Source organism: Klebsiella terrigena, assembly GCF_006539725.1.
GTDB classification, from domain to species: Bacteria; Pseudomonadota; Gammaproteobacteria; order Enterobacterales; family Enterobacteriaceae; genus Klebsiella; species Klebsiella terrigena.
Genome location: NZ_BJNO01000021.1, coordinates 83903 through 99822, shown reverse-complemented (window position 1 = coordinate 99822; position 15920 = coordinate 83903). Strand labels below are relative to the sequence as shown.

The 15920-nt window shown below is 57.6% G+C and carries 14 protein-coding genes; 6 read left to right on the top strand and 8 right to left on the bottom strand.

Annotated elements, in window-relative coordinates; translation table 11 throughout:
* Positions 1–125: 125 nt before the first annotated feature.
* Positions 126–1436, bottom strand: a complete 1311-nt coding sequence (gene gltP, locus RTE01_RS20550; protein WP_041143641.1) for a glutamate/aspartate:proton symporter GltP — start codon at positions 1434–1436, stop codon at positions 126–128.
* Positions 1437–1850: 414 nt separating this feature from the next.
* Here gltP and acs point away from each other — a divergent pair, with 414 nt between their 5' ends.
* The 3 genes from acs (at position 1851) to actP (ending at position 5958) form a co-directional block, all read left to right on the top strand.
* Positions 1851–3809, top strand: coding sequence for an acetate--CoA ligase (gene acs, locus RTE01_RS20540; RefSeq protein WP_041143640.1), 1959 nt, complete (start codon positions 1851–1853; stop codon positions 3807–3809).
* 188 nt (positions 3810–3997) lie between these two features.
* Positions 3998–4312, top strand: coding sequence for a DUF485 domain-containing protein (locus tag RTE01_RS20535; RefSeq protein ID WP_041143639.1), 315 nt, complete (start codon positions 3998–4000; stop codon positions 4310–4312).
* Positions 4309–5958 (top strand): cation/acetate symporter ActP, encoded by a 1650-nt coding sequence (gene actP, locus RTE01_RS20530; protein WP_041143638.1) that lies wholly within the window; start codon positions 4309–4311, stop codon positions 5956–5958. Before RTE01_RS20535 ends, actP begins: the two co-directional genes overlap by 4 nt.
* Before the next feature lie 33 nt (positions 5959–5991).
* On the opposite strand, the gene RTE01_RS20525 is transcribed toward actP, so the two are convergent.
* Both RTE01_RS20525 and RTE01_RS20520 read right to left on the bottom strand, forming a co-directional pair.
* The gene (locus RTE01_RS20525) at positions 5992–6681 is read right to left on the bottom strand and encodes an LrgB family protein (RefSeq protein WP_041143637.1); all 690 of its coding nucleotides are present in this window, start codon (positions 6679–6681) and stop codon (positions 5992–5994) included.
* Positions 6674–7084, bottom strand: a complete 411-nt coding sequence (locus RTE01_RS20520; protein WP_041143636.1) for a CidA/LrgA family protein — start codon at positions 7082–7084, stop codon at positions 6674–6676. Before RTE01_RS20520 ends, RTE01_RS20525 begins: the two co-directional genes overlap by 8 nt.
* A 103-nt stretch (positions 7085–7187) precedes the next feature.
* Between RTE01_RS20520 and RTE01_RS20515 the strand changes: the two genes are divergently transcribed.
* On the top strand, positions 7188–8072 hold the full coding sequence (locus tag RTE01_RS20515) for a LysR family transcriptional regulator (RefSeq protein ID WP_041143635.1): 885 nt from the start codon (positions 7188–7190) through the stop codon (positions 8070–8072).
* Between the two features lie 86 nt (positions 8073–8158).
* Here RTE01_RS20515 and RTE01_RS20510 read toward each other — a convergent pair whose 3' ends face one another.
* The 4 genes from RTE01_RS20510 to soxR form a co-directional block, all read right to left on the bottom strand.
* Positions 8159–9805, bottom strand: a complete 1647-nt coding sequence (locus RTE01_RS20510) for a Na+/H+ antiporter (RefSeq protein ID WP_041143634.1) — start codon at positions 9803–9805, stop codon at positions 8159–8161.
* A 148-nt stretch (positions 9806–9953) separates the two neighbouring features.
* Positions 9954–11303 (bottom strand): NCS2 family permease, encoded by a 1350-nt coding sequence (locus RTE01_RS20505; protein ID WP_041143633.1) that lies wholly within the window; start codon positions 11301–11303, stop codon positions 9954–9956.
* 395 nt (positions 11304–11698) lie between these two features.
* Entirely contained in the window at positions 11699–12367 is a 669-nt protein-coding gene (locus tag RTE01_RS20495) for a glutathione S-transferase family protein (RefSeq protein ID WP_041143632.1), read from the bottom strand.
* 259 nt (positions 12368–12626) lie between these two features.
* Positions 12627–13085 (bottom strand): redox-sensitive transcriptional activator SoxR, encoded by a 459-nt coding sequence (soxR, locus tag RTE01_RS20490; protein ID WP_041143631.1) that lies wholly within the window; start codon positions 13083–13085, stop codon positions 12627–12629.
* 86 nt (positions 13086–13171) lie between these two features.
* Here soxR and soxS point away from each other — a divergent pair, with 86 nt between their 5' ends.
* Entirely contained in the window at positions 13172–13501 is a 330-nt protein-coding gene (gene soxS, locus RTE01_RS20485; RefSeq protein ID WP_041143630.1) for a superoxide response transcriptional regulator SoxS, read from the top strand.
* Here soxS and RTE01_RS20480 read toward each other — a convergent pair.
* Positions 13486–15090, bottom strand: coding sequence for an EAL domain-containing protein (locus RTE01_RS20480; protein ID WP_141335317.1), 1605 nt, complete (start codon positions 15088–15090; stop codon positions 13486–13488). The genes soxS and RTE01_RS20480 overlap by 16 nt on opposite strands.
* Before the next feature lie 546 nt (positions 15091–15636).
* Here RTE01_RS20480 and RTE01_RS20475 point away from each other — a divergent pair.
* Positions 15637–15918: a YjcB family protein gene (locus tag RTE01_RS20475; protein WP_041143628.1), complete on the top strand. Its 282-nt coding sequence runs from the start codon at positions 15637–15639 to the stop codon at positions 15916–15918.
* The last annotated feature ends 2 nt before the right edge of the window (positions 15919–15920 follow it).

The following is a 15920-nucleotide window of genomic DNA, read 5'->3' as shown; positions in this document are numbered from 1 at the left end:
GTTTCGTAGATTGCAGGACATGCTAAAAAAACAGCTTTCGCCCAAACCACCGTTATCTGTAATCCCCTGCCCTACGATAAAAAAAACCCGGCGCAGGGCGCCGGGCTTGTTATTTCATTGCGCGTTTACTGTGCGGTCTTATCAAATTTCCCCAGCACCTCACGTTCGTACGCCAGCGCTTTCTTACGGTCAAATTTGTGCTCCCACTTGGCGATAACCAGCACCGCCAGGGCATTCCCCACCACGTTCAGCGCGGTACGCGCCATATCGAGGATACGGTCAACGCCGGCAATAAAGGCCAGACCTTCCAGCGGGATCCCGACGCTGCCCAGCGTCGCCAGCAGCACCACGAAGGAGACGCCCGGCACGCCGGCAATTCCTTTCGAGGTCACCATCAGCGTCAGCACCAGCGTAATCTCCTGCCACAGCGACAGGTCAATCCCGTACAGCTGAGCAATGAAGATCGCCGCAATACTCTGGTATAGCGTCGAACCGTCGAGGTTAAAAGAGTAGCCGGTCGGCACCACGAAGCTGGTGATGGAGGCCGGTGCGCCGTAGGCCTCCATCTTCTCAATAATACGCGGCAGCACGCTCTCGGAGCTGGCGGTAGAGTACGCGAGGATCAGCTCGTCTTTGAGGATGCGAATCAGGGTCCAGATGCTCAGGCCGCAGACCCGTGCGACCAGCCCCAGCACCACCAGCGCAAAGAACAGAATCGCGAAGTAGACCAGAATCACCAGCTTGGCCAGCGGCCACAGGGAGGCGAAGCCGAAGGTAGCAACGGTCACGGAGATCAGCGCAAACACCCCGACCGGCGCGTAGCGCATCACCATGTGCGTCACTTTGAACATGGTCTCGGAAATGGAGCGGAAAACGGTCACCAGCGGCTCACGATGCGTTGCCGGCAGCGAGGAGAGGCCGAGGCCGAACAGCACCGAGAAGAAGATAATCGGCAGCATATCGCCCTTTGCCATCGAGGCGACGATATTGGTCGGCACCAGCGACAAGATAGTCCCCATCAGGCCGTGCGCGTGGCTTTGCACTTCCGCCGTCGTACTTTGGTATTTCGAAATATCGACCGCCGCCAGCTGCGACATATCAATGCCGGTGCCCGGCTGGAAAACGTTGGCCAGGGTGATCCCCAGCACAATCGCCACCGTGGTGATCACTTCAAAATAGATAATCGTTTTGGCGCCAATGCGTCCCAGCTGCTTAGCGTCGCCGACGCCCGCAATCCCGACGATCAGCGTCGAAATCACAATCGGCACCACGATCATTTTAATCAGGTGGATAAAGATGTCGCCCGCAGGCGTCAGGAGGTTCGAGATTAACCAATCACGGCTTTCGGCATGGTAATGCAGATAACTGCCCAGGAGTATGCCCAGCACCAGGGCCAGCAAAATTTGCCAGGCCAGGCTGACTTTTGTTTTTTTCATCACTACAGACTTCCTCAATGAAAGGCATCATTACCGGAGGTAATGATGCCCACTGAAAGGGGTATGAATTGTGTTGCGTTGCTCTATGGGGTTTTTTAACGCGGGATATGAGTATCATTTGCACGGCATGCTACGCAAGCCTTTAAGAACAGGCCTTTACTCTGGTTTTATGCATAAAGTCGCTCATTCCCCCCACTTATCTTGCATAAGTATTTGTTATAAAAAAATTTTAATAACTTCCATTTCTATAAATTCATTGCCGGAACTATTGCACTTAAAAGTTTCATTTGATTGATTTTCATTCAGTTGAATTAATGCGTGATCTGTCCCCCAAATAGCAAACAAAGCGCGCAAAGCCCCTACTATTAACGTTTATTTGACATATATTTAACAACCTACAGGAGAAAAAAAGCCATGAGCCAAATACATAAACACTCTATTCCCGCAAATATTGCGGACAGCTGCCTGATTAACCCGGAACAGTACAAGGCGCAGTATCAACAATCCGTGACCGACCCCGACGCGTACTGGGGCGAGCAGGGAAAAATTCTCGACTGGATGCGGCCCTATACGCGCGTGAAGAACACCTCGTTTGCCCCAGGCAACGTCTCTATCAAATGGTATGAGGACGGAACGCTAAACCTGGCGGCCAACTGTCTCGATCGCCACCTCGCGGAGCGCGGCGACCAGACGGCCATCATCTGGGAGGGCGACGACGCCAGCCAGAGCAAGAAAATTACCTATCGCGAGCTGCATCGCGACGTATGCCGCTTTGCCAACGCCCTGCTCGGCCTCGGGATTAAAAAAGGCGACGTCGTGGCTATCTATATGCCGATGGTGCCCGAAGCGGCGGTCGCTATGCTGGCCTGCGCGCGCATTGGCGCCATCCACTCGGTTATTTTCGGCGGCTTCTCGCCGGAAGCGGTGGCCGGACGCATCATCGACTCCAGCTCGCGGCTGGTGATCACCGCCGACGAGGGCCTGCGTGCCGGTCGCGCCATTCCGCTGAAGAAAAACGTCGATGACGCGCTGAAAAATCCTAACGTGACCACCATTGAAAACGTGGTCGTCCTCAAGCGCACCGGAGGCAAAACGGAATGGCACGAGGGTCGCGACCTGTGGTGGAGCGATCTGCTGGAAAACGCCAGCGACCAGCACCAGCCGGAAGAGATGAACGCCGAAGACCCGCTGTTTATCCTCTATACCTCAGGCTCAACCGGCAAGCCGAAAGGCGTCCTGCATACCACCGGGGGCTACCTGGTGTATGCGGCAACGACCTTCAAATACGTATTCGACTATCATCCTGGCGATATCTACTGGTGCACCGCCGACGTAGGCTGGGTAACCGGCCACAGCTACCTGCTGTACGGCCCGCTGGCCTGCGGCGCGACGACGCTAATGTTCGAAGGGGTACCAAACTGGCCGACTCCGGCGCGCATGTGCCAGGTGGTGGATAAGCACCAGGTCAGCATCCTGTATACCGCACCAACGGCGATTCGCGCGCTGATGGCCGAGGGCGATAAGGCTATCGAAGGCACCGACCGCTCTTCTCTGCGCATTCTGGGGTCCGTCGGCGAGCCGATCAACCCGGAAGCCTGGGAGTGGTACTGGAAGAAAATCGGCAACGAGAAATGCCCGGTGATGGACACCTGGTGGCAGACCGAAACCGGCGGCTTTATGATCACCCCGCTGCCGGGCGCGATTGAACTGAAGGCCGGCTCCGCCACCCGTCCGTTCTTCGGCGTTCAGCCGGTCATCGTCGATAACGAAGGCACGCCGCTGGAAGGGGCCACCGAGGGCAACCTGGCCATCGCCGACTCCTGGCCTGGCCAGGCGCGTACCCTGTTCGGCGACCACGAGCGCTTCGAGCAAACATACTTCTCCACCTTTAAAAACATGTACTTCAGCGGCGACGGCGCGCGTCGTGACGAGGATGGCTACTACTGGATAACCGGCCGCGTGGACGACGTGCTGAACGTTTCCGGCCACCGTCTGGGCACCGCCGAAATTGAATCGGCGCTGGTTTCACACCCGAAAATCGCCGAAGCGGCGGTGGTCGGCATCCCGCATAACATCAAAGGTCAGGCCATTTACGCCTACGTGACGCTGAATCACGGTGAAGAGCCGACGCCGGAGCTGTACGCGGAAGTGCGCAACTGGGTGCGTAAAGAGATAGGCCCGCTGGCCACCCCGGACGTGCTGCACTGGACCGATTCGTTACCGAAAACCCGCTCCGGTAAAATCATGCGCCGCATCCTGCGCAAGATTGCCGCCGGTGACACCAGCAACCTCGGCGATACCTCAACGCTCGCCGATCCTGGCGTGGTGGAAAAACTGCTCGAAGAGAAGCAGTCCATCGCAATGCCGTCGTAAATACGTACTGAATCCCTACACCCTCTCCCCAATCGGGGGAGAGGAGATAAACATAAAACCTTCCTAAGGATTCCAGGCAGCAGGAAAGCGGTAAGCAGGCAGATTCCCGACGGTTAACCGTCGGGCGGACGCGTGCTGCCGACGTCTCGCGCGTGGATGACGAAAGGAATACCTCTGGAGACGCTAAGATGAATGATCAAATTTGTCAGCGGATAGAAAATAGTGCGAATTTCAGGGAGTTAGTTGCAACCCGGCAAAGGTTTGCCGCCATTTTGTCACTGATCATGCTGGTTATCTATGTCGGCTTCATTTTGCTTATCGCCTTTGCCCCCGGCTGGCTGGGTACGCCGCTGCACGCGGGAACCAGCGTCACCCGCGGCATCCCCATCGGCATCGGCGTCATCGTTATCTCCTTCCTGCTCACCGGCGTTTACGTGTGGCGGGCCAACGGCGAATTCGATCGTCTGACGAAAAGCATTCTCAAAGAGGTGCAGGCATCATGAAGAAAGTTCTGACGGCGCTTGCCGCCACGCTCCCAGCTGCCGCAAACGCGGCCGATACGATCGCCGGCGCGGTCCAGCGCCAGCCGACAAACTGGCAGGCGATTATCATGTTCCTGATCTTCGTCGCCCTGACGCTCTATATCACTTACTGGGCGTCAAAACGGGTACGCTCGCGCAGCGATTACTATACCGCCGGGGGGAATATCACCGGCTTCCAGAACGGGCTGGCAATTGCCGGCGACTTTATGTCCGCCGCGTCCTTCCTCGGGATTTCCGCGCTGGTTTATACCTCCGGCTACGATGGGCTGATTTACTCCCTCGGCTTCCTGGTCGGCTGGCCGATTATTCTGTTCCTGATTGCCGAACGCCTGCGCAACCTCGGACGCTATACCTTTGCCGACGTCGCCTCCTATCGCCTGAAGCAGGGGCCAATCCGTACCCTCTCCGCCTGCGGTTCGCTGGTGGTGGTGGCGCTGTACCTGATTGCGCAGATGGTCGGCGCGGGCAAGCTTATCCAGCTGCTGTTCGGCCTTAACTACCACGTTGCGGTGGTGCTGGTCGGCGTGCTGATGGTGCTGTACGTGCTGTTTGGCGGCATGCTGGCAACCACCTGGGTACAGATCATTAAGGCGGTTCTGCTGCTGTGCGGCGCCAGCTTTATGGCCTTTATGGTCATGAAGCACGTCGGCTTCAGCTTCAATAACCTGTTCAGCGAAGCGATGGCGGTCCATCCAAAAGGGGTGGCGATCATGAGCCCTGGCGGACTGGTGAAAGACCCGATATCGGCGCTGTCGCTGGGGCTGGGGCTGATGTTCGGTACCGCCGGTCTGCCGCACATTCTGATGCGCTTCTTCACCGTGAGCGATGCGCGCGAAGCGCGTAAAAGCGTATTCTACGCCACCGGTTTTATGGGCTACTTCTACATCCTGACCTTTATTATCGGCTTCGGCGCGATCATGCTGGTGGGCGCCAATCCGGCGTTTAAAGACGCTGCGGGCGCGCTTATCGGCGGCAACAACATGGCGGCGGTGCACCTCGCTGACGCGGTGGGCGGTAATCTGTTCCTCGGCTTTATTTCGGCCGTGGCCTTCGCCACCATTCTTGCGGTGGTTGCGGGCCTCACCCTGGCCGGGGCCTCGGCGGTCTCCCACGACCTGTACGCCAACGTCTTCCGTAAGGGCGCCAGCGAGCGCGACGAGCTGCGGGTATCGAAAATCACCGTGCTGATCCTCGGCGTGGTCGCCATTCTGCTGGGGATCCTGTTCGAAAATCAGAACATTGCCTTTATGGTCGGACTGGCGTTCTCGATTGCCGCCAGCTGTAACTTCCCTATCATTCTGCTGTCGATGTACTGGTCGAAGTTGACCACCCGCGGGGCGATGATTGGCGGCTGGCTGGGGCTGCTGACCGCCGTAATCCTGATGATCCTCGGCCCGACAATTTGGGTCCAGATCCTCGGCCATGCGAAGGCGGTCTTCCCGTACGAGTATCCGGCACTGTTCTCGATTGCCGTTGCCTTTATCGGTATCTGGCTCTTCTCCGCCACCGATAACTCGGCGGAAGGGCAGCGCGAACGCGAGCGGTTCCGCGCCCAGTTTATCCGTTCACAGACCGGTATCGGTATCGAACGCGGCCAGGCGCATTAAGCCGCTTAACCCCGGCCGTTCGGCCGGGGTTCATCAGAACATCAGCAGGCGCACCAGCGGCGCCGCCAGCACCATCACCACTCCAGACAGCATCATCACCAGGCTGGCGACAACGCCCTCCTGCGGCCCGAGCTCGTAGGAGCGCGCGGTCCCGGCACCGTGCGAAGCGGCGCCAAAGCCCGCCCCTTTCGCCATCCCTTCACGAATCGACAGGCGCAAAAACAGCACATCGCCGATCGCCATGCCAAAGACCCCGGTGACCACCACGAACAGCGCGACCAGATCCGGCTGACCGCCGAGAGGCCGGGCCGCGGCCAGCGCAAAAGGCGTGGTGACCGAACGCACCGCCAGGCTGCGCTGAATCTCATCGGAAAGGGTGAACAGGCGCGCCAGCCAGACCGAGCTGCAGACCGCCACGATTGAGGCCGTCACCACCCCGGCGCTCAGCGACATCCAGTGGCGTTTAATAATCGCCAGGTTGTCATACACCGGCACGGCGAAAGCGATGGTCGCCGGCCCCAGCAGCCACAGCAGCCAGTGGGCTTCGCCCATATAGCTTTGATATGAAATATGGCCAAAGACCAGAATCAGCACCAGCAGGATCGGGGTAAAAACCAGCGGCATCAGCGGCAGCTTGTGAAAGCGGCGATAGAGGCGTTTATTGGCAAAATAGAGCACCAGCGTCACGATCAGGCACAGGATGCTCAGATGGAGATCACTCATGCTTCATCCTGCTGATTTCATAGCGATAAACTTTATCCACCACCCACGCCGTGGCGCCCAGCACCAGCGTCGTGCTCAGCGCGATCACCAGCAGAATACGCCAGCCATCCACCATCAGCAGCTGGGTGTAGTTGACCACCGCCACCACCGCCGGCACGAAGAACAGCAGCATTTCTGCCAGCAGCCAGCGGGCGCCGGCGCGCACCCACTTCAGCGGGATAATCCGACAGACGATAAGCGCCAGCAGCATCAGCATGCCGACCAGATTTGCCGGGAGCGGCAGGTGCAGCCAGTTAACCAGATATTGAGCGCAGACAAAGAGTCCGGCATAAACCAGTACCTGAACCGGTACCTGAAGGCGTTGCATAACGAAGGGGGTAACGCGAGCTGGCGCGAAGGCCATGAGCGATATTCCTGAAAAAGAAGCCAGGCGAGCAGTATAGTGAGCCGCCAGGTTGGACAGAAATGAATTAAAATCATCACAGGTATAGTCTCAGGGAATAATTATGGATATCCGCACGCTGCGTTATTTTGTCGAAGTCGTCCGTCAGCAGAGCTTCACCCGCGCGGCGGAGAAACTGTTCGTCACGCAGCCCACCATCAGCAAGATGCTAAAAAACCTCGAAGATGAGCTCAACTGTACGCTGCTAATTCGCGACGGCCGCCGGCTGCTGCTGACCGATACCGGCCGGGTGGTTTTCGAGCGCGGGCAGGCGATTTTGGGCGAATTCCGCCAGCTGGAATCCGAGCTTAGCGATATTAACCACCTGCATAAGGGCATTCTGCGGCTGGGGATCCCGCCGATGGTCGGGATGCTGATGGCCGAGCCGATCGGCCTGTTTCGTCAACGCTATCCGGGCGTGGAGCTGAAAATTGCCGAGTTCGGCGGCCTGACCGTACAGCAGGCGGTCAGCGACGGGGAGCTGGATCTGGCCATGACGGCGCTGCCGGTCGATGAGGAGAGCGGCCTGGCGACGCTGCCGCTGTTCAACCATCCGCTGTGCGTGCTGGCGCCGAGAACGGCGCAGTGGGAGGCGGTTAGCTCGCTGTCGCCGCAGGCGCTCGCCGCCCATCCGCTGGTTATCTATAACGAAGATTTCGCCCTCAGCCAGCAGCTGATGCAGCTGTTTACCGACCATGACGTCAAGCCCCGCATCGCGGTGCGCAGCGGACAGTGGGACTTCCTCGCCGCGATGGTTCAGGCGGGAATTGGCGTGGCTATCCTGCCGCAGCCGATTTGCGAGCGCCTCGACGCCCGGCATTTTTGCACGATCCCGCTGCAGAGCGAGCTGCGCTGGGAGCTGGGGATGATTTGGCGGGAGGGCGTCTATCTGTCGCATAGCGCCCAGGCGTGGCTGGAGTGCAGTAAAAGCTTCTGGCTCAATGAGTAAGCGCCCGGAGGCGGCGCGTTGCGCCGGTCCGGGCGAGCCCTGTCGATAGCTCAGCCGCACGGCTCCCCGGCGGGGAGCGGCGGCGGCTATTGATCTTCGATGAGCAGCGCTTCCAGCAGGTCAAGGTCGTGCAGCAGCTTCTGCAGCGTCTCGTTGCTGATCTGGCGGGTGGCGCGCAGGTGGTATAGCTCACCGCGCTCTGAACGCAGCGCCGCCAGGCGGAAGCGGCGCTCAAGCTGCTCTTCGAGGATGGAGGTTTCCACGTCGTTGCGCCCGTCGACCCGCCGGCGCAGGTTACCGATCACCCGCGAGCTGACCTCCGTCAGCAGCTGGTTATCGATATTCTCTTTGGTATCCGCCGCCAGCCGCTCCTCCATTTTTTGAATCGCCACGATCGCCACGTCCGCGGTTGCGGCGCGCGCCAGGCGCTCCTCTTTACGCTGCTGGACATGGTCGGTCGACTCGATGTGGCGCAGCAGGATCGGTAGCGCAATCACGCCGACAAACAGCGAGAACAGGATGACCCCGGCGGCAAGGAACACCAGCTCATAGCGCGCAGGGAAAACGTCGCCGCTCGGCAGCAGCAGCGGTATCGACAGCACGCCGGCGAGGGTAATCGCCCCGCGCACCCCGGCCACCGAGGAGATCAGCAGCTCGCGGGTGGTCCAGGAGCCAAACTCCATCGGCTTCTTCTTCAGGAAGCGCTGGCTGAGCTTGCGCATCGTCCACAGCCAGCCAAAACGGACCAGCATCAGGGCGGCGTAAATCAGGATTATATCGGTAAACAGCATCCAGGTTTCGACGTTGGGATCCGCCTCCGCCGCCACCAGCGAGCTCGACAGAATATCCGGCAGCTGCAGGCCTAACAGCAGGAACACCATGCCGTTAAACACGAACTCCAGCATCGCCCAGGTGCTGTTGGCGCGCAGGCGCATCGCCAGCGGCGCGGTGCGCATCACTCCTGAACGGGTGATGGTCATCCCCGCCGCGACCGCGGCCAGAATCCCGGAAAAACCAATATGTTCAGCGATCAGGTAGGAAGCAAACGGCAGCAGGAACAGCAGCACAATCTGCGTTGCCGGCTCATCGCCACCCCAGCGGCTGAGGAAGCGCATCGAGCGCCCGTAGAGCCAGCTGACGACAAAACCAGCGAGGATGCCGCCTATCGCCACCTTGAAGAACTCGACGGTCGCACCGCCAACGGTAAAGACCATCGTGCCCATCGCCACCGCGACGGCAAACTTCAGCGAGACCAGGCCGGAGGCGTCGTTCATCAACGCTTCGCCCTGCAGTATCCCCATAATTTTTTTCGGGATCCGCCCTTCGCCGACAATCCCGGAGAGCGCCACCGCATCGGTTGGCGACAGAACCGCCGCCAGCGCAAAGGCCGGGATCAGCGGAATGCCCGGGACTATCCAGTAGATGAGGTAGCCGATGCCCACCACCGTCACCAGCACCAGCGCCAGCGCGAGGCCAAAAATCTCTCGCCCGTGCTCAATGAACTCGCGGGTCGGCGTCTTCCAGCCATCGGCAAAAAGCAGCGGCGGAATAAAGAGGACCAGGAAGAGCTCGGGGTCGAATTCGACGTGCAGCCCGAAGGTAGGCCAGGCTAACAGCGCGCCGATGGCGATTTGGATTAAAGGTAGTGGAACCTGAAAGGGCAGTACGCGTGTAACCACCCCGGAGAGAGAGACCACGAGGGTCATGATGAGTATGGTAAAGAATATTTCCATGTGTTCCCTGTTTGCTGCGTTTTCTTTTTTTACATCTGAGGCGTCATGTCTCGAAATGATACGCTACCCAGATTAACGCAAAAGGAAACAGGATGTGGCTTAAAAATTAAACGGGCGGCCTGAGCCGCCCGCTGTCAGCATAAATCGCTTAAATTGCCCAGCCGCCGGCGTAGAAGATAACCAGCGCTGCAGCAATGATCACGGTGCCGAGGTTCAGCTTGCGCCACTCCCCGGAGACCAGGCGTCCGATAACCAGCGACGCGAAGCCGATCATGATGCCGGTAACGATGTTGCAGGTCAGCACGATAAAGACCGCGGTAATCAGCCCCGCCATCGCATCGACAAAATCGTTGAAATCAATCTTCGCCACGTTGCTCAGCATCAGCAGGCCGACATACATCAGCGCCGGAGCGGTGGCGTAGGCGGGCACCAGATAGGAGAGCGGAGAGAGGAACAGGATCAGCAGGAACAGCACGCCAACCGTCACCGCGGTCAGGCCCGTTTTACCGCCGGCAGCGGTACCCGCAGCCGATTCGATATACACCGCCGCAGGCGCCGCACCGACCAGGCCGGAGAAGACGCTGCTCAGGGAGTCGGTGGTCAGCGCTTTACCGCCGTTGATAATCTGCCCGTCTTTGTCCAGCAGGTTCGCCTGCCCCGCGACCGCGCGGATGGTACCGGTGGCATCAAATACTGCCGTCATCACCAGCGCCAGCACGCTCGGCAGAACAACCGGGTTCAGCGCGCCGATAATATCCAGGCTGCCGATCAGCGAATTGCCTTTATCGTCGCTCAGCGACGGCATGGCAAAAATACCGGAGAAGTGAACGTTAGGGTCGAAAATCAGGCCCACGATCGACACGCCGATAATGGTCAGCAGGATGCCACCCGGCACCTTCAGCTTTTCGAGGCCGATAATCACCGCCAGCCCCACCAGCGACATAATCACCGGGAAGCTGTCGAAATTACCCAGCGCCACCGGCAGACCATCCAGCGGGTTCTTAATGACCAGGCCCACGCCGTTGGCAGCGATCAGCAGCAGGAACAGGCCGATACCGATACCGGTGCCGTGCGCAACGCCCTGCGGCAGGTTGCGTAAGATCCAGCTACGAATGCCGGTCGCGGAGATAATGGTAAACAGCACGCCCATCAGGAACACGGCGCCCAGCGCAACCGGGATGCTGATCTGCTGTCCCAGCACCAGGCTGAAGGCGGTAAAGGCGGTCAGCGAGATAGCACAACCGATTGCCAGCGGCAGGTTGGCCCACAGCCCCATCACCAGAGAGCCCACGCCCGCCACCAGGCAGGTGGAGACAAACACCGCTGCCGGTGGGAACCCGGCTTTACCCAGCATGCCCGGTACCACGATTACCGAGTACACCATGGCGAGAAAAGTGGTTAAACCTGCAAGAACTTCCTGACGCACGGAGCTGCCGCGAGCCGAAATTTTAAACCAGGCGTCTAATGAACCGCCGGTACGCGCTGAAGGCGTAGACATAGAAAACTTCCCCTGAGAATTTTTATCATTCGTCGGTATGCGTGGTGGACCATCCACTGCCAGTTCAACGCGATCTCCTTGTGCTATATATCGCAGCGCCAGGGGGGCTGCAAAAAAAGCAAACGTTTAACTCCGCGCATACAATACGGTGGTCAAAATTACTTTACTCACCCCCTGTTAGCAGGATAAATAGCGAGCAAAATAATAAGGCAAACGATTATCCAGCCTTTAGATGGCCCTTTTCAACTGAAGTTTGTCGCATTTCGCTAAATTTCGCTTATGACGTTCAGGAAATAACCAGCCGATGCGCAAACGTTATCGTCCATGCGCAATCTACTAACATTTTTGTATTGCGCTGATAGCAATTCGCCTCGGCCATCGTAAAAGGTGATGCCTCAGGCACCCGGTAGCGTAAAGGGGCCACCGCGCTCAATGGCGCGCTGCCAGGCCGGACGCTGCTCGATACGCTGCGTCCAGCGGGCGATGTGCGCAAGCCCGTCAATTCCGCCACGCGACTGCAGCGCCAGCAGCGGAAAGCTCATCTGGATATCGGCCATGCTCAGGTTTTCGCCCGCAAACCACGGCCATCGGGAGAGGTGATCTTCGATAAAGCCGGCGTGGGTCGCAATCTGCCGGTCCAGCCAGGCCTTCTGCATCCCCTTCCCCAGCGCGCCGCCCAGCGTGCGCATGCCGAACGGCACCGGGGCCTTGCCGAGGCTGGAAAAGACCAGCTTCATCAGCATCAGGGGCATCAGCGAGCCTTCGGCATAGTGCAGCCAAAAGCGGTACTGCAGCCTGTCCGCCATCGCCTGCGGCCGCAGCTGCTGCGTGCTATCGTAGGTTTCCTGCAGATATTCGAGGATCGCCCCGGACTCCGCCAGCACGTAGCCGTTGTCCTCCACGACCGGAGATTTGCCCAGCGGGTGAATTTTTTTTAACTCCGGCGGTGCCAGCATATTTTTCTGCCGCGGATAGCAGACAATCTGATAGGGCAGCTGCAGCTCTTCCAGCGCCCAGAGCACGCGCTGCGATCGCGATTGATTAAGGTGATGTACCGTCAGCATGGGTCTCTCCCGTCGTTTGTTCAAATTAACTATAGGAACTGGCGGTGAATGACGGGAAAAATTCGCCAAAATAAGCGGGTGGATTTAAGGGGATGTGCCACAATTAAGGTGTCGGCGCAATCCGGAACCTCCATCAACTTGTTGCGCAATACTGAGGGGAGCCGATGTCGGGGGAAACCCTCCTGTGAACCAGCGGGATAGAGCGAAAGACAAAGACCGGAAAACAACTAAAGCGCCCTGTTGTGGCGCTTTAGTTTTTTTAATCATCCTCCAGCAGCCTCGCGCCGGTCCCCTCTTCACCCAGCTTGTCTCCCGGGTTACGCAGCGGGCAGTCCCGTCGTGACAGGCAGCCGCAGCCGATGCAGCCATCCAGCTGATCGCGTAGCGCGGTGAGCGTATGAATGCGCCGGTCCAGCTCTTCCCGCCACACCGACGATAGCTGCTTCCACTCTTTGGCGCTTAGGTTGTGGCCTTCTGGCAGCACGCCAAAGGCGTCGCCGATAGTCGCCAGCGGAATGCCGATGCGCTGCGCAATCTTGATAATCGCCACCGCGCGCAGCACGTCACGACGGTAGCGCCGCTGATTACCCGGATTGCGCTGGCTGTGAATCAGCCCTTTGCTTTCATAGAAATGGAGCGCCGAGACGGCAACGCCGGTACGTTTTGCCACTTCGCCGGGGGTCAACAGCATTTTGATACGGGGTGATTTCTTTTCCATAAAGCTCTTTACCTCAAGTTAACTTGAGGAATTATACTCGCCCGCAGACAAAACGACGAATCGAGAATTGAGAGAGAGGCCGCTTTATGTCCCATCAGGATATTATCCAAACGCTTATTGAATGGATTGATGAACATATCGATCAACCACTTAACATTGATGTAGTCGCCAAAAAATCGGGGTACTCGAAGTGGTATCTCCAGCGGATGTTCCGCGCCGTTACGCATCAGACGCTGGGTGATTACATTCGCCAACGTCGGCTGTTATTGGCCGCTGAAGCCCTCAGAACCACCCAGCGCCCGATTTTCGATATCGCGATGGATCTGGGTTACGTCTCGCAGCAGACGTTTTCACGGGTGTTCCGCCGGGAGTATGACCGCACGCCCAGCGACTATCGCCATCAGATTTCCGCCTGACGGGTTTGCGCGCAGGCGTTAAGCAGCGCTGGCGCCTTAACCAGCCACTGCTTAAACTCCTGCACCGGCATCGCCCTGGCAAAATGCCAGCCCTGGCAGTAGCGGACGCCGCGCTTCTGTAGCCACTTCACCTGGTCCAGCGTTTCGACGCCCTCGGCCACGGTTTTCAGATGCAGGCTGCGCGCCATCTCAATAATATGCTCGGCGATCGTGTGGCTGGTGCCGTGGGTCGTCAGCGTATCGATAAAGGATTTATCGATCTTGAGAATGTCGACGTTGAGCGAAGAGAGGTTATGCAGGTTGGAGTATCCGGTGCCGAAATCATCGATGGCGACTTCATATCCCGCCTCGCGAAAGGCCTGAATCACCGGCGTCGTTTTCTGCACGTCAATAAACCCACGCTCGGTCACTTCGATTTTAATCTGGTTGATGCATACCGCGTGGCTTTGCGCCTTTTCACTAATTTGGCTAATCAGCCGCGCGGAGTGGAAGTCGGTGGCTGAGAGGTTAATCGCGACGTACAGCTGCGGATGGCTGGCGAGGAATTCGCCCAGATCGGCAAACACCTCATCCACGACGTAGTCCGTCACCTGCGCAATCAGCCCTTCGTTCTCCGCCAGCGGAATGAACTCCGCCGGACTCATCACCGGGCCATCGCACCCGGGCCAGCGCAGCAGCGCTTCGGCCCCGACGCAGCGGTTATTTTTAATATCGACGATCGGCTGATAGTGCAGGCACAGCTGGCGACGGCTCAGCGCGCGCTGCAGCCTGCTGCGCGGGGAGTGATACTGCCGCCGGGTTCGTAGCCACAGCATTAACATCATCCCGCTACCAATCAGGCCCAGCGGCAGAGTAAGCATGCTCTGGTCATATAGATTTTGATAATAGCCAACGCGCGAGGTGGACATGATCACCGCGATTGGGCGGTTCGCCGAATGGGCAACGGTGTATACCCGGCGATCCTGCTGGAAAAATGTGTCTTCGCTGCGGATCAGCGGACGTAACGCCGCGGCGTTGGTATTTTTGCTGACGGAGAAGAACTGATTCGTTTTGGTATCGAACAGGCCGTAGGCTAAATCTCTATCGCTGGATATTAACGCACTATAGGAAAGCGGATTAATAACCGCGACATAGTGACCGCGCTGCATATAGGTCATGGCAAAACCGGGATAGAACGGCGTATCGCGATAGTAATAGATGGCGACATCCGGCTTTTTTATATAATTAGCCGTCTCAACATGCCAGACCGTATCGGGATGAACGACGGTTGAGCAAAAGAAATCAGCGCCTTCCGCATAGATTAAATCTTCGACGTAAAGCAGGCTGCGAACAATATCCAGCATATATCGCTGGTGCTGCGGCGAACATATTATCCCTTGATATTGCATGGCCTTTTTACGCGCCTGCTCGACCTCATGAATCACCATTTCGGTTTTCTGCAGCGCCAGTTGAGAAAACGCGCGGAGCTGGTCGTCAGTTTCCACCCTGGCCCGGTGTTGGGCAAGCCACGATGCCAGCACCACTGGCAGCAGGATAACTAGGGTAATACCTAATATTCTCAACGCCTTATGCGGCGCGCTACGACTCATTTCCGCTTTTTATCCATGCGATACGCCTTAATCACGGTAAAAGTCCACAATGGCAGATGCCTGCGCCTATACAACGCCCGGTCATTTAGCATTCGGCTATTGAGGGTAAAAACCCCACAGCTGATAATGATGAATAATACTAACTTATAGAACAATCGAGAAACATTCTCGACATAATGAGAGCGGCACCGCTTTCTGATTCGGTTTATCCGTATGATTACCGCGAACAGGTAATAAAACCCGTAGATATAAGCCTGGCAAAAAAAACAATCCATCGTATTAATGCATTAGCTTCAGCATCATAGCGGGTATGGCTATGGCGCACCGCGCCATTAACCACAATATTAAAATGGTTTATAAGTACATAAAAAACGCAATTTTTGACTGGTGAATAAAAGAACAAATGTGATATAGTTCACACATCCTAATGAAACGGAAACATTGTTTCATTATACGTTTGTTTGCCCGTCGATAGCCAGAGCGTCACGTCATCGTTAGTCTCGCCAGGTTGTCAAAGGCCCCCGACTTTCTTTGAGGATCAGGTTAATGGCTTCCATTACTACCAGTGTCATACTCCTGCGCTGGCCGCTGGTGAGCGCAGTGCTGATGTTTTTAGCCAGCTCGATGAATATTCAGCTACGTAAAAGCGACTATGCCGGCTTAGCGGTCATCTGCAGCTGCCTGGGGCTGGTCGCCGCCTGCTGGTTTGCCACCGGCCTGCTCGGCATCACGCTGATCGACGTTGCCAAAATCTGGGGCAACATTAAAGACGTCATGGTTGAAGTGATGAGCCAGACGCCGCCAGAGTGGCCGATGATGATGACCTGATA